Source organism: Streptomyces pyxinicus, from assembly GCF_024753135.1.
GTDB lineage: Bacteria > Actinomycetota > Actinomycetes > Streptomycetales > Streptomycetaceae > Streptomyces > Streptomyces pyxinicus.
In genome coordinates this window covers 237,093-256,492 of record NZ_JANUGP010000003.1, presented here as the reverse complement: position 1 = coordinate 256,492, position 19,400 = coordinate 237,093, and the positions used below count along the sequence as shown (strand labels likewise).

The following is a 19,400-nucleotide window of genomic DNA, read 5'->3' as shown; positions in this document are numbered from 1 at the left end:
GGAGTCCGCCGTCCGCGCCGTATGGCGGAGGACTCCCCATGCCGCGCCCCTTCGTGGGTCCCGTGTTCCGCTGTCACCAGAGGCGTTCACCGCCGGCGGTCTTCCTTCCGCTGCTCAGTGTGGGCTCGGACCCGCTCGAAAGACAGTCACGCGAACGCGCCACACACGGCCTCCGAGCGGCACTCGCCCGCCCGCGGACCGGCTTCGGACCCGTGTGCGGAAGGTCACGCGGCGTTGGAGAACACCACGTCGGATCGCCTATGGATTGTTCATCTGCTATGCAAATACTGAACGAATGAATGAGCAGCGAACGTCACCCGGCTCCCCGCCCATCGACGAGGACGACATCCTCGTCTACGGGTGGATTGTCGACGGGGGCAGCGGCCGGCCCGAACAGGCGGCCGCGGAGCTCGGACTCCCTCGGGGGAGAGCCGAGTCGGCGCTGAAGCGGCTGGGCGCGCTCGGCCTCGTCAGACCCGTCCGCGACTCCCCCGGCGAGGTCGTGGTCGTGGACCCGGACGCGGTGGCCCCCACCCTGACGGCGCCGCTGCGCGCTGCCATCCGCCATCACGAGGAGCAACTCGACCTGGTGCACGGCAAGATCAACCGTTTACGCGATCACTTCTTCGCCGGCCGCGCCTCCAACCGGGACTTCACCGTGGAGGTGATCCCGACGCTCGAGGAGGTCAGGGCCGCGCTGAACCGGGCGTCGGCCGAGTGCCAGGAGGAAGTGGTCAGCAGCCAGCCCGGTGGCAGCGGGCGGGTTCCGGAGGCGATGGAGGAGGCCCTGGGCCGGGATCACGCCCTGCTCTCCCGGAACGTGCGCATGCGCACCCTCTACCACCACACGGCCCGCTTCAACGGCCCCAGCCAGGCCTACGTCGCGGCGGCGACGGCGCTCGGCGCCGAGTACCGGACCTCGCACGAACTCTTCGGAAGGGTCATCATCTACGACAAGAGCCTCGCCTTCCTTCCCGACCGGACGGACAGCTGGGGCGCGGTCGCGGTGCGCGAGCCCACCATCGTGGGCTACTTCCATGACATCTTCGAGCAGTACTGGATCCGGGCGACCCCCTTCTCCGACGCCGCCCAGGACGGTCTGGAGCGGGTGGCCAAGGAGATCCACCAGACCATCGTGGACCTGCTCGCCGCCGGGCTGAAGGACGAGTCGATAGCCCGCCGACTCGGCATGTCGCTGCGCACCGCCCGCCGGCACATCGCCGACATCATGGAGACCCTCGGCGCGGACAGCCGCTTCCAGGCCGGGGTGCTGGCCGCCCAGGCGCAGCTGACGGGACGTCCGCCGGTCGGCAGTGGCGCGGAATCGTGACTTGCGCGCCCCGGCACGGTAGGACACGGTCACGAACGTGGCAGGCGTCGGCGCCGACGCGACGGCACCGACGCCTGCCGGTCCCCGCCGGGACCCGCGTCGTGTGCCGCCGCTCGGCCCGCGCCCCTACCGCGAACACCCGGAACACGACCCGCACACCGGATCCGGGGCCGCACCACGTCGGCGAAGCGCCGTGCCGCGGGGATCGCCCGCGGTCTCTCCGTGCGCCCCGGACCGAACGAGGAGATGTGCATTGGACGCAGCATCGGTTCTCCAGGCCGACCTTGAGACCTTCCTCACCGACATGGTGTGGACGTTCTCCACCCATGGCGGACGCAGCGCCGCGGTGGTGTGGCCGCGCGGCGAGGACACCGTCGTGCCCGCCCTGGCCGCCGCCCACGGGCAGGACGGCGACGCGCCGTGGCACCCCGCCCTCGACTTCGCCGAACGCCTCGGCGCACTCGTGGACCACGAGACCCGCGCCGCCTACCACACGGTCCCGGCCGGGGACGCCACCGAGGAGACGCCGGTCGCGGCCGACACCTTCCTGCTGCCCCTGCTCGGAGCCGTCGAGGCACGGCTCACGCCGCTCGGGACGGACTGGCCCGACGGAGTCGGCTGGCTGCGCCACCGGCTCCGGGCGGGCGAGGTCCTCTACCTCCCGGCCGGGTTCAGCCGGGCGCTGTCCGCGCGCAGTCAGGCGCTCGTGCTGGAGCTGACCCTCTCGGTCCGGTGAGAGCCGGCCCGGGTGGCGACGAACCGCAGCTCGCTGGTGTAGCGGGCGCCGGCCGCGTCCGGCAGCCAGAGCCTGTCGGGCCCCGGATACATCTCCGTCAGGGTGACGGTGGCGTCCGGACCGTCCGGCACCGCACGGACCGTCCTGGCCATCAGGTTCACCAACGCCAGACTGCCGAAGTCCCCCGCCATCGGTTTGAGTTCGTGCGGGACCCGGTAGAACACCCGCTCCGGAAGGCCCAGTTCGGCCCGCCACCGACGGGCGGCGGCGAACCGGGCGGCCTCGTCGGTCTCGCGGACCCAGCCCAGCGCGGCCACCGGCACCGACCACGACTCCCGCGCCACCACCAGCCGGCCGACGGTCACCCGGGGCCGGTGCGGAGCCCGCGCGAAGGGGCTGAACGCGCCGGCCACCGCCGCGCTCAGGAACTCGCCGACCGCCTCCAGCAGCGGGACGCGGGTCCCGTCGTCGGCGCGGACCACCAGCCCGCCGTCCTCCCGGCACACCCGCAGCCCGCCCGCCGGCAGCGGCGTCCCCGGCACCTCGGCCGAGTCCTGCCCCTCCGCCCACGACCAGTAACGGTACGCCGGTGACAGCAGCGCCGACGGAGGCGCCAGCCGTGAGCTGACGAACAGCGAGTCCTTCGGCGGTACGGCGTACACCCGGCGGCCCGCGTAGTCGGCCTCGGCCGCCCGCAGCAGCCGCTCCGGGTCGGGGTGCCGGTCGACGAAGGCGCGGCCTTCCAGGGTGTTGGTGGCCACGTGGAGTTCGCCGAGCACGCCCTCCCAGTCGCCGTCGGCCACCGCCTGCGGTCCCGTCGCCGCGATCATCAGGTCCGGGCAGTGGTGGGTCGCGGCGGCCCAGGGCAGCGGCCCCGCCGGGAACTCGCGTGCCACGCCCTCGGCGAGGGCGGCGGCGGTCACCGTGTGGCGCGCGGTGCCGGGCAGCGGCAGCACCCGCCGCCAGCGGTCCTGGAACTCCGTGACGGCCCGCTCGACCGGCGGGGGCACGCTGCGGTGGCCGGTGGACAGCTGGTCGGCCGCCAGCGCCACCAGCCACGCCAGCGGGACGCCCGGCTCGCCGGTGCGCCGGGTCTCACGGTCGTACAGGGCGTCGAAGAGGTCCCGGTAGCCGTCGGCGACCCGCCGTACCAGCCAGTCGGCGCTGTCCAGGAGCAGTCCGAGGGGCGCGGCCAGCTCCGAGATGAGCGGGGTGCCCAGGCCGACCTGGACGTCCCGGGCGGTGTCCTCGTAGACGAGGGTGCGGCCGGCGTAGTCGGCGCCCGCCCTGCGGGTCGCGTCGCGGGCGGTGATGTCCTCGAACGCGCCGCGCAGCGCGGTCAGCGCCGGGTCCAGCCGGTCCGGGTCGCCGGCCGCGGCGGCGACGTCCTCCCGCAGCCGCACCAGCCGGTCCACGGGGGCGAGGGCGCGGGCCCGCACCTCGGGGTCGCCGATCCGGGCCAGCGCGCGACGCAGGGTGTGTTCCGGCCGGGCCTCGACGGGGCCGGTGAGGTCGAGGCGGACGATGCCCTCCTCGTGCAGCCGTACCAGGACCGGCAGGGCGGCTCGCGGGCCGCCGGGAGCGGCTGCGGTCACCTCGGCGGTGGTCCGCCGCCCGTCGCACAGCTCCAGCAGCGCGAGTTCGTCGTCGGTGAGTTCGCGCGAGGGGCGGCGGGGGCGCAGCAGCGTGTGTCCGCGCCGGGCGTGCGAGGCGACCGGGCGCGGCACCAGCCAGGGCAGTACGCCGGGTGTCCGGGCGACCGTGGCGGCCAGGGCGTCCACCGCCCAGTTCTCGAAGAACGTGTGCCGTTCGGCGGTCAGCGCCGGGCCCGGACGTACCGTCAGCGGGCCGTCGGCGTCGGTGCAGCGGGCCCAGCCGACGGGCCCGAACCACCCGATGGTGTCGTTCTTCAGGGTGTACCGCTGGAGGTAGGAGGCGATGACGAGTTCGTTGCGGCGGCCTTGTGCGTTGCGCGGGCCGCCCGCGGCCGCCTTGTGCAGGTGGTGGTGGACCACGGCCTGGTTCTGCCAGAGCACGGCCTCCCGGAAGGCAGTCGCGCCGGCCGTGCGGCCCACCGCGGCCCGCAGGTCGTCGACGGCCCGGTCGTAGGCGTGCTTGTAGTCGGCCGCGGCCGTGGGATCGCCGTCGGCCGCGAGGTCGGCCGCCGCGGCGAGAGCGGGGCTGGCCAGGGCCGTGAGGTCGGAGGCGGGGAAGCCGGCGCCGCGCAGCATCACGTCCCGCCACACGGACCAGCCGGTCGTCCCCAGCGGGGCGAGGTGCGCGGGGTGCGCGGGCGGGGGTTCTCCGGCCCGCGACGCCAGCTCGGTGCGCTCCAGCCCGGTGGCGGCCGACCGCAGCCGGGCCTCGAACACCCAGTCCGTGACGGGGTTGCCGCGGCTCCACAGCAGGCGCCCGCCGAGCAGGGCGTCGCCCCGCCCGGCAAGGCCGGCGTGCCAGTCGCGGAACTCGGGCGACCGCCACAGGGCGAGCGGGACATGCCGGTCGGCGCCCTCGCGACGCGCACCCGGGCCGGCCAGGGCGAGGGCCGCCGTGACCGCGCCGGGCAGGTCGTGGGCGACTGGTACGGCGAGCAGCTCCGCGAAGTGCAGCAGGTACTCGTTGCGCTGGGCGCCCGGCGGGGAGCCGAGCACCGCGCGCCCGCAGTCGTGCCAGGCGCCCCACTTCACGTTGGTGACCAGGCCGGGCAGGGTGGCCAGGTCGCGGGGGACGTAGAAGAGGATGGCGTCGGCCGCGTGCATCGCCGCCTCCTCCCAGGCGACCTGCTGCGGGTAGGGCGGTTCGGACTGCCCGTCGGGGGCCTCGGGCAGGAAGACGGCGAGCCGGCCCTCGCCGCTCCAGTGCTCGCGCAGCAGGTGTTCGGCGTGCGGGCGCCAGGAGTCCAGGGCGGGGTCGCGGGGTGTGGGGCCGCACAGGTAGACGGACGTGGACCAGTGCTCGGGCCAGGGCTCGCCTACGTGGACCACGGTGACGTCGCCGGACACGGGCGCTCCTCTCGGATAACAGGGGCGGGGGAAGGGGGAAGGGAACCGGGCGGCGTGGTGCGCGCGCCGCCCGGGCCGGTCAGCCGGGGCCTGGGCCAGGGGCGGCCTGGTCGGCGAGGGCGCGCATGTCGGGCAGGTCGAGGACGTCCTCCACCTCAAGGTGGAAGCCCTCGGCCCGGACGAGCGCGGTCAACCGGAGCGCGGTGAGGGAGTTGCCGCCCAGGTCGAAGAAGTTCTCGTGGTCGCCGACCGCCCGGTGGAAGATCTTCTCGGCGGCGGCGAGCACCGCGCCCAGTGCCGGGTCCGGCGCCTCGCCCGTGGCACCGGAGCCGGGCGCCCCCGACGTGCCGGGAAGCGCGGGGCGGGACGCGGCGTCGAGGGGGCCGGGGCCGAGCCCCGCCGTGCCGGTACCGGCCGCGGCCGCTTCGCAGGCGGCCCGTACGGCGAGCCGGTCCGCCTTGCCGTTGGTCAGCCGTGGCAGGGCGTCCAGGACGACGAGTTCGGCGGGCAGCATCGCCTCCGGGACCTCCGCCGCGAGCAGCCGTCGTGCCTGCGCCGGGTCGAAGGACGCGGGGTCGGCCACCGTGACGGCGGCGGCCAGCCGGATGCGTTCGGGGTCGCCGGCGTCCAGCACCACGGCGACGGCCTCGCGGACGCCCGGCAGGACCAGCAGCCGTTGTTCCAGTTCGCCGGGTTCCACGCGGTGGCCCCGGATCTTCACCTGGTCGTCGTCGCGCCCGCGGAAGTACAGGCGCCCGTCCGGGCCCGCGCACACCAGGTCCCCGGTGCGGTAGGCGCGCGTCCCGCCGGCCGTGGCCACCGTGGTGAACCGCCGCCGGGTCGCGTCCGGGCGGTTCAGGTACCCGGAGGCCACCGAGTCGCCGATGACGAGGAGTTCGCCGACGACGCCCTCGGGCACGTCGTGTCCGTGCGGGTCCGTCACCAGCACCCCGCTGTTGGGCAGCGGCCGGCCCAGGGGCACGTCGGCGCCCTCGTCGCCGCGGACCACGTGGTAGGTCGCCCACACCGTCGCCTCGGTGGGGCCGTACATGTTCACGAAGACGGTGTCGGGGTAGGCCGCGCGCAGCCGCTCCAGGAGCGCGCCGGGCAGCCGTTCGCCGCCCAGCAGCCAGTAGCGCGGCGCGACGTCCCACCGGCCCAGCGGGTGGCCCAGTTCCCGTGCGGTGAGCAGTTGGCCGGCCCGCGCGGGCGTGCACTGGCGGTGCGCGAACGGCCGCCCGTCGCCGGGGTCCTCGCGGGCGTCGGGCGAGCGCAGCTGGACATGCCGGCCGTGGGTCAGCGGCCAGAACATCTCGACGTAGGAGATGTCGAACGACGGCGAGGTCTCGGCCAGCCAGTCGCCCTCCGCCGCTCCCGGCAGGGCCAGGGTCATCGCCCGGAGGAACCCGGCCAGGTTGTGGTGGGTGACCGTCACCCCCTTGGGGCGGCCCGTGGTGCCCGAGGTGTACATGAGGTAGGCGGGCTCGTCCGGTTCCGGGCGGCCGGCGGCGGGTGCGGTGCCGTCGGCCGGTTCCGGGGGCAGCGCGTCGGTGGTGACGACGTCCCGCTCGGGCGTCCCGGCGAGGAAGGAGGCGTCGGACGCGCCGGGGGCGCACACCACCAGCGCGGCTTTGGAGTCGGCGAGCACGAACCGGTTGCGTTCGGCGGGGCCCCGAGGGTCCACCGGCACGTAGCACAGGCCCTCCTGCCAGACCGCCAGCGCGGTGGCCACCTGCCAGGCGTCCAGGCCGCAGGCGACCGCGACCCGCGCGCCGCGCGGCAGTTCCCGGGACCGCAGCACGGCCCGCACCCGGCGCACGGCCGCCGCCAACTCGTCGTAGGTCCAGGTGCGTTCGGCGTCGCTGAGGGCCGGCGCGTCGGGAGCGCGGGCGGCGGCGCGCTCGACGAGTTCGACGACGGAGGGCGCCGGGGCGCCGGCCGTCGGCGGCTGGCCGCCGAGGTGCCGCCGTACCTCGGCGGTGCTCCCGGCGTCCAGCAGGGCGAACTCCCCCACCCGCCCATCGGGCCGGGCGGGCAGCTCGGTGAGGGCCTGGACGACGGCCGAGGCGAGCTGTGCGGCGGGCGGCCAGGGCACGAGCCCGCTGCGCCAGTCGAAGAGGATCAGCCCGTGCTCGGGACCGAGCACCACCTCGACGTTGAGCGGGGCGCCGGGTTCCGCGGTCCGCCGGGCAGCCGCGGCGCGCTCGTCGGTGCCGGGCGGCAGGGAGCCGTCGCGGAAGGCGAGCACCAGGTCGGCGTAGGCGCGGTTGCCGGGCCGGGCGACGCCGTCCGCCGCGGCGAGGTCGCCGACGGACGCGAACTTGCGCCCGTGCAGGGCCAGCGACTCGGCGCGGACCCGCTCGACTAGGTCGCCGAAGGTGTCGTTTTCGGAGCAGGGGATCGTGGTGGGCACGACGTTGAGGTAGAGGCCGACGGCGTCGAAGCCGACGGCCCGCAGGTCGCGCAGGGTCATCGGCACGCCGACGACGGGGGTGCGGTCGGGGACCAGCCGGTGCAGCGCGGCCAGGACGGCCGCGTGCGCCACGGAGACGGCGGAGGCCCGGGCCTGCCGGGCCGCCCGCCGTAGCGCCTTGACCGTTTCGGGGGCGAGCCGCACCACGTGGTGCGCGCGCTCGCGGGGGTCCGTGCCCGGACGGCTCAGCAGCGGCGCGGCCGGCCCGCCGGGGTCGGCCGGGCGGCGCGGTGCCTCGCCCCCGGGACGCGGGGCCGGCGGCCGGCGGGACGCCTCCAGCAGGGCATCCTGGGCCCGCCGGTAGTGGTCGCCGTCGTCCTCGGGGAGGGCGTCGGGGTGGGCGAGGAAGTGCCGCAGCGCCCGGCCGAGGAGCAGCACGGAGTGCTCGTCCACGAGCGCGTGGTGCACGCGCACCGCCAGCACCGGGCCGCTGCCGCGCAGGTCCAGCCGGGCCGTCAGCAGCACGGGCCCGAACGGCGCGAGACCGTCCGCGTCGGGGTCGTCGTCGCCGAGGGTCACCCGGACGGTGTCCTCGGGCAGGCCGTCGTACCCGCGCGGTTCCTGGACGAGCCCGTCGGGGGTGTCGTGGAAGCGGACGCGCAGGGCCGTCGTCGAGCGCAGCAGTGCGGTCCAGGCGCGCTGCGCCTCGGGGAGGCCGACCACGGCGCCCGCTCCCTGGGCGTCCGGCCCGTCCAGCGGGATGCGGACGGGCAGGGTGCCGACCCGGTGCCGGTCGGACAGCAGCGAGGCCATCAGCTGGGACGCCTGGTACGGGGTCGCTTCCAGCGTGGGTGCCGGAGGCGGGGCGGAGTTCATCGGGTCTCCTCGTGGGCCGTGGTGCCGTCGAGCACGGAGCCGATCAGCCGGTGCGCCAGGTCCAGCCGCTCCCGCCGGGACAACGGCGCGAGGGCGGGCCACAGCACCTCCAGCGCGGCACTGTGGCCGGGGGTGCGGCCGGTGGCGTCCGCGGGCGCGGGCCCGGTCGGCACGGGCGCCGTGGTCCCGGCCTCCCGTCCCTGTGCCGCCAGTTCCGTCAGGCGCCGCTGGTCCACCTTGCCGCTGGCGTTGTACGGCAGGGCGTCCGGGTGGTGGATCGTCAGGTGCCGCAGCTGCGCGGGCAGGGCGGCGCGGATCGCCTCGTCGGTCGCGTCCGGGTCCGTGCCCGCGGCGAGGGTGACGAAGAGGTGCAGCCGGGGACCGGCGGCCGACCCCGCCGTCAGCGCCACGGCCTGCTCGACGCCGGGCCTGCGCAGCGCGACCGCCTCGGTCTCGCCGAGTTCGAAGCGCACCCCGGCCAGCTTGAACTGCCGGTCCCGGCGCCCCGAGTAGTGCAGCCGGCCGCCGCTGTCGAGCCGGACGAGGTCACCGGTGCGGTACACGAGCGCGCCGTCCTCGGCGTGCGGGTCGGCGACGAAGCGGGCGGCGGTCTGCCGGGGCGCGTTCGCGTACCCGGTGGCCACCCCGTCCCCGCCGACCCAGAGTTCGCCCTGCTCGCCCGGTGCGGCGAGGGCGCCGTCGGGGGTGACCAAGCGTGTGTAGCCGTAGGGCAGGGCGCGGCCGATCGGGGGCAGTCCGGTGCCGCCGGGGTCGACCCAGCCGGCCGTGGCCACCACGGTCGTCTCGGTCGGGCCGTACATGTTGAGCACCTCGAACGGCGTGTCCTCGGGGAGCGCGTGCAGCCGGTCGCCGCCGGTGGAGACGCGGTCGAGCCGGCTGCCGGCCGGCTTCGGCACCCGGGCGAGGAGTTCGGCGATGGGGGTGGAGACGAAGGCGTACTCGACGCCCGTCTCGGCGAACCAGTCCGCGAGGCGCTGCGGGTCGGCGCGGAGTCCGGCGGGCGCGAACCGGATGCGGGCGCCGGCGTACAGCCCGGACCACACCTCGAACGCGGAGGCGTCGAAGGCGGCGTTGGCGAGCTGTCCTACGGCGGTGTCGGGGCCGATCCGCAGTTCGCGCACCGCCCAGTCGGCGAGCCGGTCCAGGGCGGACCGGGGCACCATGACGCCCTTGGGCTCGCCGGTGCTGCCGGAGGTGAACATGACGTAGGCGGGGACGGCGCTGCCGGTGTCCGGCGCGGTGTCCGAGGCGGGGGCGGCGGGCCACGCGTCGATGAGTGCGGCCCAGTCCACCTGGCGCGCCGCGGTGCCGGGTCCGTCGAGCGCGGCGGCCCGGCCGGCGGGGACGCCGGGCAGCCGGACGACGGTGGTGCAGCGGGCCTGGGCGACCATGGAGGCCAGTCGTTCGTCGGGCTGTCCCGCCTCCAGCGGGACGTAGGTGCCGCCGGCGTGCAGGACGGCGTAGGCGCAGGCGAAGAAGTCGGGGGAGGCCGTCCCCAGGATGCCGACCACCTCGCCGGGCCGGTCGAGCAGCTGCCGGGCCCCTTCGCCCCAGGCCGTCAACTCGCCGTAGGTGAGGCGGCGTTCGCCGTCATCGAGGGCCACCGCGTCCGGGTCGGCGGCGGCGCGCTCGGTCACCCGGGTGACGAGGGTGGCGGGGGACGGGGTGCGCCGCTCGGGCAGCAGCTGGACCCAGGTGCGCAGCCATTCCACGGTTCCGGTCCACAGCGCCCACAGGTCGTCGCGGTCGACGGCGCCGTCCTGGGCCTCCATCAGCAGTTCGACGCGGGTGTCGTCGCCGGTCCCGGAGGTGACGGCGATGACGTTGACGGGGAACTTGGCGGCTCCGTTGAACACGCCGAGCTGGACCCGGGCGGTGGCGCCGGCCAGTTCGATCTCGTGCTCGACCTGCTGGTGCATGCTGAACGCGGCCCGGACCACGGCGGTGTCGCCGCGGCCGTCGGTGCCGCCGACGGCCTGGACGACGTCGGCGAGCGGAACGGCGGAGCGGTCCATCGCCTCGCGCAGCGCGCCCCGGGTGCGGCGCAGGGTGGCCTCGGGCAGCTCGCCGGGGCGCCGTTCGACGACCACGGGGACGGTGGAGACGAACATGCCGACGGTGTCCTCGTGGCCGGGCGGCCGGTTCTCCACCGCGCTGCCGAGGACGGCGGCGCCGACCCCCTCGTACTGGGTGAGCGCCTGGGAGAACGCCGTGAACAGGGCGGTGAACAGGGACACCGACGCCCGGCGGGCGCCCTCCCGGACCTCGCGCAGCAGCGCGGGGGGCACGGGCAGCCGCAGGAAGGTGTCCCGGCCGGTGGCGGCGTGACCGCCGTCCAGGACGCGGCCGGCGGCCTTCGCGGCGCGTTCGGCGACCTCGCGGACCTCTGCGGGGTCGGCGGGCGTCTGGGCGGCGGCGTAGCCGAAGTAGCGGGTGTCGGGCGTGTCGGTGTCGTCGTGGAGGCTGCCGAGCAGGGCGACGAAGGACTTGCCGTCGTGGATGAGGTGGTGCTCGGTGTGCACCAATACCGCGCGGCCGTCGGGGAGCCGGACCAGCACCCAGCGCAGCAGCGGGCCGGTCCGCAGGTCGAAGGGGCGGTCGGCGCCGCTGAGTCGGACGAGTTCCTCCGGGGACGCCGTCGCCTCGGGGAGGTCCACGACGGTGAGGTCGGTCTCGGCGTCGGTGACGTCGGCGGCGGGCACCACCTGCCAGGGTTCGCCGTCGTCGAAGACCAGCCGGGTGCGCAGCACCGGGTGGCGGCGCAGCATCCGGCGGAGCAGTACGCGCAGGGCGGCGGGGCGGGGCGCCTCGGCGAAGTGGAACAGGGCGTGGAAGACGTAGCGGGAGGAGTCCGGATCGAGCAGGGACTGGTACCAGATCACCCGCTGCTGCCAGGTCAGTGGCGCGCGGTCGAGGGGCGCGGGGTCCGCGGCGCCGGCGGCCGAGGCGGTGCGGGGGCGGGCGGCGAGGTCGTCCAGGAGGTGCCGCACGCTGACCGCGTTGAGGAGTTCGTGGGCGCCGACGTCGAGGCCGTGGACGCGGCGCATCCGGAGGGTGAGCTGGGCGGCGTCCAGGGAGCTGCCGCCCAGGGCCGCGAACGAGGGGTCGAGCGGTTCCCCGGGGGTGAGGCCGAGGGCCTGCCGTACGTCGTCGGCCAGGCTCTCCACGACGGCGTCGGCCGTGTGCGTTGTCATGCTTCGCTCTCCTTCATGAGTGGCGTTCGACGGCGTCGGCCCGTGCGGGACGCGGGGAGTCGTCGGGCGGTGGCGGGGTGTGGTGCGCGGGGGCCGGTCGCAGGGCCAGCCGCACGGCCAGCAGCAGTACCGGTACGGCGGTGAGGGCGACCAGCACGGCCGCGGAGGCCCAGCGGGCCGCGAGGCCGAGGGTCAGGAAGACGGCGAGGGCGACGGCCTGGGCGCCGAGACCGGCGACCGAGGTGACCGTGGCCCGGGCCGGCCCGGAGATGGCGTGCTGGAGCCGGGTGTCGGCGACGACCTGGGCCAGCCGCAGCACCCAGTAGAACGCGGCGATGCCGAGGAACCCGGCCGGGCGGGCGGTGAGCGCTCCGGCGGCCAGCGCCGCACCGCCCGCGCCGAGCAGCACCGCCAGCAGGCGGTCGCCGGCGCCGGCCATGCGTCCGCCTGCGAAGCCGCCCGCCGCCATCGCCGCCCAGGGCAGCAGCAGGAGCAGCGGCACGGCGGCGGCGGGCGTGCCGGCCTCGCGGGCCAGCACCGGGAGGTACTCGTCCACCACGGCGAGGCCGGTGAGGGCGGCGGCCAGCAGGGCGGCGGAGCGCACCCGCGGGGTGGTGCGGGCCTCGGCGAGCCCGGCGCGCAGCACGGCGAGATAGCCCTCGGGGTGCGCGCCGGGGTCGGGACGCGGGTCCGGCTCCCGGCCCGACTCCGTGTCCGGCTCCGGCGCGGCGGCCGGAACCGGGCCGGGGGCCCGGCGGCCGAGGCCGAGGGCGGTGGGGACGGCGAGCAGGGTGAACAGGACGGACACCCAGCCGGCGGCGGGATAGCCGCCGAACAGGACCAGCGGGGTGGCGGCCAGTGAGCTGGCCGCCACCGAGCACGCCTGGACGGCGGCCACCCGGCTGCTGACATGGGCGTACCGGCCGGCTCTGCCCTCGGCGGCGAGGCCGTCGTAGACCAGGGACTGGAGCGTCCCGGAGGTGAGGGCGGTGCCCGCACCCCACAGGACGAATCCGGCCGCGAACGAGCCGAGCGAGGGCAGCGCGGTCCACAGGGCGAACCCGGTGCATTGCGCGAGCGCCGCGGCGGCGAGCACGCGGTGGCGGGGGAAGCGGTCGGCCAGGGCCCCGGAAGGGACCTCGCAGACGAAGGTGGTCACCGTCCACACCGCGAAGAGAACCGACAGTTCTCCGGTGGAGACCCCGTGCGAGGTCATCGACAGGGCGTAGACGGCGTGCAGCGGGAGGAGTTCGGTCAGGCCGGTGTACAGGTACACGAGGCCGACGCGGAAGGGGCCGGAGGACGGCGGCTGGGGCATGCGGACCTAATAAGGCATGGGAGGACGCTAGCACGGGGGCGTCCGGCGGACAGGGCGGTCTGGGGTGCGGCGGGCGGCGTCAGTCGGTGCGGCGGATCAGGAACGGGCCCAGCGCCAGGGCGTCCAGGGGGCTGCGGGCGAAGGTGGCGAGGGCGTCGGCGGGGGTCCACACGACCGGCTCGTCACGGCCGTTGAACGACGTGTTGAGGACGACCGCGTGGCCGGTGTGCTCGGCGACTTGGCCCAGCAGCCGGTGGTAGAGCGGGTCGTCCTCGGCGGTGACCGTCTGCGGGCGGGTGGTGCCGTCGACGTGGATCACCGCGGGCATCGCGTCCCGCCCGGCGTCGGGCACGGGGGTGGTGACGATCATGTAGGGCAGCGGGGTGTCGTCGCCGAGCAGGGTGCCGGCCTCCTCCAGGCGCATGCTGGGCGCGAACGGCCGCCACCATTCCCGGTCCTTGACCGTGAGGTTGATGCGGTCGCGCTTGGCCACCGGGAACGGCGCGGTCACGATGGAGCGGTGGCCCAGGGCACGGGGGCCGCCCTCGCCGCGTCCCTGGTGCCAGCCGACGATCTGGCCGCGGCCCAGCAGCCCGGCCACCGCGTCGGCTATGTCCTCGTGCTCGGCGTGGCGGACGCCCTGCTTGTGCAGCACCCGGCGGACGGCGTCGGCGTCCCACTGCTCGCCGTACGCGAGCGAGCCGGTCATCGGCGTGATGGTCTCGCCGTGCTGGGCGGCCACCCAGCCCGCCGCGCCGAGGCTGACGCCCTGGTCGCCGGCGAGAGGCTGCACGAACAGGTCGCGGACCTCGGGGAGTCGGGCGAGCTTGCCGTTGAGGGTCGCGTTGAAGCCGACACCGCCGGCCAGCAGCAGGGTGTCCTGGCCGGTCTCGCGCAGCAGCCGCCGGGCCATCGCGACGACCGAGCGCTCCAGTGCCTCCTGAGCGGTGGCCGCGAGGTCCCGGTACTCGTAGGGGTCGCGTTCGGTGCGCCGGACGAAGCGGCCGCGCTCGCGGTCGTAGTGGCGGCTGGTGCGGTTGGGCGGCAGCGCGCTGGTCTTCTCCAGGTGGGCGAGCCACAGCCGCAGGGTGTCCGCCTCCTCGTCGGTGCTGCCGGTGGACAGCAGGGAGCGCGGCACCGGTCCGACGGTGTAGCCGTCGTCGTGGAAGCCGAGGCCGCCGCCGAAGGTCAGGTCTCCGGGCGTGCCGTAGGGGGCGAGCCCCATGGCCTTGCCGGCGGCGTCGGCGCCGAGGCCCGCGTACTCGCAGACGGCGGCGTAGAAGTAGCCGAGGGACCAGCCGGGCGGGACGGCCTCCAGCACCTTCAGCTCGCCGCCGACGGCGGAGGCGAGCGTGGCGCTCTCGCACTCCCCCTGGCCGTCGAGGACCAGGACGGCGCCCTGCTCGCGGCCGGAGAAGTAGTAGGCGCTGGCCGCGTGGGCGGTGTGGTGCGGGACGAAGACCAGCTGCGGGTCGCGGCTGCGCGGGTAGAACTCCCGGGGGAACAGGAAGTCCAGGGCGGTGGCGCTGTCGGGGAACCAGTCCAGGCCCCGCCGGGTGAGCAGCGAGGGCATGTCCCAGCCGTGCGCGACGACGTCGATGTCCTCCAGCGTCAGGCCGCCCTCCCGGAGGCAGAACGCGGCGGCGTGCAGCGGTGCCTCGCCGTAGCCGTGCTTGTGCCGGGTGAAGCGTTCCTCCTCGGCGAACGCCACCACCTTCCCGTCGACCAGGAGGCAGGCGGACCCGTCGTGGCTCGCGCCCGGCCAGCCATTCACACCGAGAATTCGCATGGCAAGTCATTCCCTTCGAACGGGCCGTGGGCCCGGTAATTGACGGACGACGACCGGTGCGCTAGAAATTAGCAGCGATACCGCGCCGAAGAAATAGGCGCCGGCCTCTTTCCTTCTCCGAGACCGCACCGGGCGGAAACCCGCCGGGCGGTTCGGTCACCTCTTCGCACTTTCTCGTTCTGCCGCATGCCGAGAAACCCGCTGGACACGTCCAATTTCCCGCGCGAGAAACCAGAAGAAAGGTCACACCGTGCTTCGTCCGATCATGCATTCGGAAGACACCGCCGACGTTCCCGACGAGGCGGACGTCCCCGCGGAGGACTTCCACCAGAGCGCCGGCCGGTTCCGGCTGCTGGCGGGGCGCGGCGATCCGGTGCGGCTGCTGCGCGCGGACTCCCCCGGCGGCCGGAGCGCCGCCGCGCTGCTGGAGGACGGCGGTGACGACGGCTGGTTCCTGTGGAAGGGACCGGCCGGACACCCGGACCCGGAGCTGCTGTCCGCCCTGCTCAGCGGGGTTTCCCGGCTCGGCTCCGCCACGCTGGTGCTGCTTCCGGAGTGGGACTTCCCCGAGGTGCTGGCAGCCGCCGGGTACCGGCCCGCCCCGCCCTACGCCACCGGACTCGTGCCCACCGGTGGCGGTGCCGAGGCGATCCTCGCCCGGATGCGCCCGAGCACCCGCGGCCGGGTGCGCCGGGCACTGCGCAGCGGTCTGGAATTCTCCGACGACCCCGGCCGGATCGAAGAGTTCTACGACTTCTACGCACCGGCGATGGTCCGCGCGGATTCACCCGACCTCGCCCCCCTCGATCTGCTGCACGATCTGCTGGAGCATCCGTCGGTCCGGCTTTTCACCGCTGTGCACGAGGGGCGGGTGGCGGCCGGTTCCATATGCTTCCGGAACCGGAATTCCCTGGAGGCGCGTTTTGTGGCCACGCATCCGGATCACCGCGTCGACGGCTCGATGAACTTCGTGCATTTCGAGACCATCAGGCGGGCGGCGGCCGAGGGGCTGGACCATTTCGACCTGAGCGGTATATCCACCGGCGAGGTGACGGGGAAGACGGCCGGGATCAACCGGTTCAAGCTCGGGTTCGGCGGCTCGGTCCTGCGCTACCCCACCTACACGCGGTCCGCCGGCTGAGAGGGGACGCTCGTGCGACTGGTGATCGACCGGGACGTACCCGTCCCCATGCGTGACGGTGTGGTGCTGCGGGCGGACGTGTACCGCCCGGACACCTCCCGCCCCCTGCCGGCCCTCCTCCAGCGGACCCCGTACGACAAGGGGTCGTCGGCGGGGGGCCGTTCGCTGAACTGGATGCGGCTGGTCGAGGCCGGGTACTGCCTCGTGGTGCAGGACGTGCGCGGCCGGTACGCGTCCGGCGGGGTCTTCCGGCCGTTCGCGGACGACGCCCGCGACGGCCGGGACACCGTGGAGTGGGCCGCCCGCCAGAGCTGGTGCGACGGGGCCATCGGCATGATCGGGCGGTCCTACGAGGGTGCCGCGCAGTGGCACGCGGCGGCCGCCGCGCCGGCGGCGCTGCGGGCCGTCGCCCCGCATGTCGCCGCCGCCGACCCCTACGAGGGCTGGACGTATCTGGGCGGTGCCTTCCAGCTCGGATTCTGTCTGCACTGGGTGCTGGGCGACCTGCTGCACGGACAGGTCGAGCGCGCCGGGGGCGACGCGGCGGACGTCCGCGCGGTGGCGGAGGCGCTGGACGGCATCGACCAGCTCTACCGGGCGCCGTGGCGGGCGCTGCCGCTGCTGGACCGGCTCGCCCCCTACTACCGCGAGTGGCTTGAGCACCCGGAGCCGGACGCCCACTGGCGCGGGCTGGCCGCCGCCCCGCGGGGGCCCCGGCCGCCGGCGCTGGTCGTCGGAGGCTGGTACGACGTCTTCCTGCCGGGCACCCTGCGCGGGCCGTCGCCCCGGCCCGGCGACCAGCTGCTGATCGGCCCGTGGTCGCACTGCGTGACCGGAGGCGTCTTTCCCGAGCGGCGCTACGGACTCCGCGCCGACGAGGCGGAGTTCGACATGACGGCGGCCCATCTCGCCTTCTTCGACCGGCATGTGAAGGGGATGGCCGGCGAGGCCGGGCCGCCGGTGCGGGTGTTCGCGAGCGGGGCGGACCGCTGGGTCCGCCCCGCCGGACCGCCCGGCGCCGACAGTTCCCCGCTCGCGCTGCACCTCGGCGGCGACGGCGACGCCCGCACCCGGCACGGCTCGGGCGTGCTGCGCTTGGAGCCGCCCCGCCGGGAGGGCACGGACGTCTACCGCTACGACCCCCGTGACCCCGTCCCGACCGCCGGTGGGGCGACCTGTATGACGGGCATGCTCGTCGGCGCCGACTGCGGCCCCCTCGACCAGCGCGCGGTGGAGGACCGCTCCGACGTGCTCTGCTACACCGGTCCCCCGCTGGACGCGCCGCTCGTGGTGTCCGGGCGCGTCGTCGCCGAGCTGTACGTCTCCTCGTCCGCGCCCGACACCGACTTCACGGCCAAGCTGGTCGACGTGTACCCGGACGGCCGCGCGGAGATCCTCTGCGACGGCGTCGTCCGGATCGGACACCGGGCCCGGCTGGACGGGGTGCGTCCGCCGGCCCCGGACACGGTCCACGCGCTGGCGGTGGCGGCCGGGACCGTCGTGCACGTCTTCCGGCCCGGCCACCGGGTCCGGCTGGAGGTGTCCAGCAGCAACTTCCCGCGTTTCGACCCCAATCCGAACACCGGCGGCACCCCGCTGACCCTGGCGGACGCCCCCGTCGTCACGGCCGTCAACCGGGTCCACCACGGACCCGGCCGACCCTCGCGACTGCTGCTCCCGCTCTCCCCCGGCCTGCCGGACGCTCACGACGCCGCCTGAGGCGACGGTTCGGGCTTCGGCCCGGCGTCGTGCCGGAACACGGTGAGGTCCGTGAGCGGCACGATCCGCCGCCCGGCCCGCAGGTGCGCCCGGCGCAGCCGCTCCCGCTGGGCGGGCGTCAGCTCGGTGCAGTGCTGCGGGATCGCCCGGAGCATCCGGGCCCGGGCGGCGGTCGCCGGATACCGGGGCCGCACCCCGTAGGGGTCGCGCACCAGGTGGTAGAGGGTGCCGGTGTGGAACGCCGCCTTGAGCAGGGCGTAGTAGGCGGCGGCACCGACGCCCTTGTGCCGGGCGCACCCGGCGAGGGTCCGGCTCGCCTCGTACAGCCGCCACAGCACGGGCACGGCGGGGGTGGTGAAGACGCCGGTCTCCTGGGCGATGCCCTCGCCGACGCCGTAGCGGAAGTAGCTGCGCATGTTCTGGAGGCCGACCTGGGCGTCGTGGAAGATCCGGGCCTCGGGGACGTGCCGTACGGGGATGCCGGCCAGTTGGAGCCGGAAGTCGAACTCCCGGTCCTCGCACCAGTGGATCAGGCCGTCGAAGTGGTAGCCGCCGATGTGCTCGACGATCGCCCGGTCGTAGATGAGCGGCGGGGACAGGGCGCTGACGTACTCGCCCTCGTCGTACTCGCGCACGCGGGCGGTGAGCCGGCTCATCAGGCTGCCGGACTCGCCGTAGACGACCTGGCCCTTGACCACCGGGTCGTCCGCGACGGCCGCGGCCATCATGCGGACCACGCCGGGGGCGAAGGTGCAGTCCGAGTCCATCAGCAGCAGATAGCGTCCGGTCGCCGCCTCGGCGCCCGCGTTGTAGGCGGCGCCGAGGTTGCCCGCGTCGGGGATCTCGGTGACGGTCAGCGGTCTCGGGTGTTCGCGCAGCAGGCGGCGGATCTCGTCGGTGGCGCCGTTGAGCGCGAGCACGATCTCCACGTCTTCGTCGATCGAGTCGACGCAGTCCAGGATGCGCACGTCGTCACGGAGCGCGATGACCACGCTGGTGCTCGCCAGTACCCGTTCGGTGCGCTCGTCGGCCGCGGCGGCCCCGGCGGCGGTCATGCCCGCTCCCCGGTGGCCGGGGCACCCTGCTCGTCCTTGCGCAGGAGGTAGAGGTGCGTGGTGTGGCCGGGGGTGAAGCCGTCGCCGTCGATGTCGCGGACCCGGACCGTGCGCAGGCCGGCCGTCCGGCCGAGTTCCTCCATGGTGAACGGGTCGACGACGTACTGCAGATGGGTCTCGCGCCAGCGCAGGCCGTCCGCGCCGTACAGGGAGAGGACCGAGCGGCTGCGGGCCAGTACGGGGTCCCAGCGGTGCGTGCGGTGCAGGCGGACGCCCTCGCGGGTCTCCTCGTGCTCCAGGTTCCGCCAGTCCTCCTGGAGGACCTTGCGGGAGGAGTAGTCGAAGATCAGGTGGCCGCCGGGGCGCAGGGCGGCGGCCGCGTTGCCCAGGCACTCGGCGAGGTCGGCGGGGGTCAGGTAGTTGAGGGCGTCGAACCCGGACACCACGAAGTCGAAGGAGTCGGGTGCGACGGTGAAGCGTGCCATGTCGCCGACGACGCGCAGCTCGGGCGGTATGCCGCCGTGCTCCAGCATGGCCGCCGAGCGGTCCAGCGAGGTCACCTCGCCCTGCGGGACGAGACCGGCGAGCACCCGGCTGCCCATGCCGGTGCCGGCGCCGAGGTCGAGGATGCGGACGGGGCCGGGGGCGGCCAGCTTGGCCAGTTCGGCCCCGATGCCCAGGCGCCAGGTGTCCTCGGCCATGGCGCCTTCGAACAACTCGTAGGTGTCGGACCAGTGGTCGTACGCGGTGGTGGTCATCGGTGTTCCCTTGTCGGAGGGTGGGGCGCGGGGTGGGCGTGTGGTGCG

At 75.1% G+C, this 19,400-nt stretch carries 11 protein-coding genes; 4 read left to right on the top strand and 7 right to left on the bottom strand.

Going from position 1 to position 19,400, the window contains the following annotated elements:
• Positions 1–295 precede the first annotated feature (295 nt).
• Together NX794_RS06405 and NX794_RS06400 are read left to right on the top strand one after the other, a co-directional pair.
• Entirely contained in the window at positions 296–1,330 is a 1,035-nt protein-coding gene (locus tag NX794_RS06405; RefSeq protein ID WP_258777214.1) for a helix-turn-helix transcriptional regulator, read from the top strand.
• A 253-nt stretch (positions 1,331–1,583) separates the two neighbouring features.
• A complete protein-coding gene (locus tag NX794_RS06400) occupies positions 1,584–2,066 on the top strand; it encodes a hypothetical protein (RefSeq protein ID WP_258777213.1) in 483 nt (160 codons plus the stop codon).
• Here the strand turns inward: NX794_RS06400 and NX794_RS06395 are convergent.
• The 5 genes from NX794_RS06395 to NX794_RS06375 form a co-directional block, all read right to left on the bottom strand.
• On the bottom strand, positions 2,027–5,068 hold the full coding sequence (locus tag NX794_RS06395; protein WP_258777212.1) for a lantibiotic dehydratase: 3,042 nt from the start codon (positions 5,066–5,068) through the stop codon (positions 2,027–2,029). The two genes, NX794_RS06400 and NX794_RS06395, sit on opposite strands and share 40 nt — an antisense overlap.
• 79 nt (positions 5,069–5,147) lie before the next feature.
• Positions 5,148–8,357 (bottom strand): non-ribosomal peptide synthetase, encoded by a 3,210-nt coding sequence (locus NX794_RS06390; protein ID WP_258777211.1) that lies wholly within the window; start codon positions 8,355–8,357, stop codon positions 5,148–5,150.
• On the bottom strand, positions 8,354–11,572 hold the full coding sequence (locus NX794_RS06385; protein WP_258777210.1) for an AMP-binding protein: 3,219 nt from the start codon (positions 11,570–11,572) through the stop codon (positions 8,354–8,356). Before NX794_RS06385 ends, NX794_RS06390 begins: the two co-directional genes overlap by 4 nt.
• A 13-nt stretch (positions 11,573–11,585) precedes the next feature.
• Entirely contained in the window at positions 11,586–12,890 is a 1,305-nt protein-coding gene (locus NX794_RS06380; protein ID WP_258777209.1) for an MFS transporter, read from the bottom strand.
• 79 nt (positions 12,891–12,969) lie between these two features.
• Positions 12,970–14,679 (bottom strand): carbamoyltransferase family protein, encoded by a 1,710-nt coding sequence (locus NX794_RS06375; RefSeq protein ID WP_258777208.1) that lies wholly within the window; start codon positions 14,677–14,679, stop codon positions 12,970–12,972.
• 265 nt (positions 14,680–14,944) lie between these two features.
• Here NX794_RS06375 and NX794_RS06370 point away from each other — a divergent pair, with 265 nt between their 5' ends.
• Positions 14,945–15,820 carry a GNAT family N-acetyltransferase gene (locus NX794_RS06370; RefSeq protein WP_258777207.1) on the top strand — a complete coding sequence of 292 codons (876 nt, stop codon included), beginning with the start codon at positions 14,945–14,947 and terminating at the stop codon, positions 15,818–15,820.
• 12 nt (positions 15,821–15,832) lie between these two features.
• The gene (locus tag NX794_RS06365; protein WP_258777206.1) at positions 15,833–17,539 is read left to right on the top strand and encodes a CocE/NonD family hydrolase; all 1,707 of its coding nucleotides are present in this window, start codon (positions 15,833–15,835) and stop codon (positions 17,537–17,539) included.
• Here NX794_RS06365 and NX794_RS06360 read toward each other — a convergent pair.
• Both NX794_RS06360 and NX794_RS06355 read right to left on the bottom strand, forming a co-directional pair.
• Entirely contained in the window at positions 17,524–18,594 is a 1,071-nt protein-coding gene (locus NX794_RS06360; protein WP_258777205.1) for a glycosyltransferase family 2 protein, read from the bottom strand. The two genes, NX794_RS06365 and NX794_RS06360, sit on opposite strands and share 16 nt — an antisense overlap.
• Positions 18,591–19,352, bottom strand: a complete 762-nt coding sequence (locus tag NX794_RS06355; protein WP_258777203.1) for a class I SAM-dependent DNA methyltransferase — start codon at positions 19,350–19,352, stop codon at positions 18,591–18,593. Before NX794_RS06355 ends, NX794_RS06360 begins: the two co-directional genes overlap by 4 nt.
• Positions 19,353–19,400 lie beyond the last annotated feature (48 nt).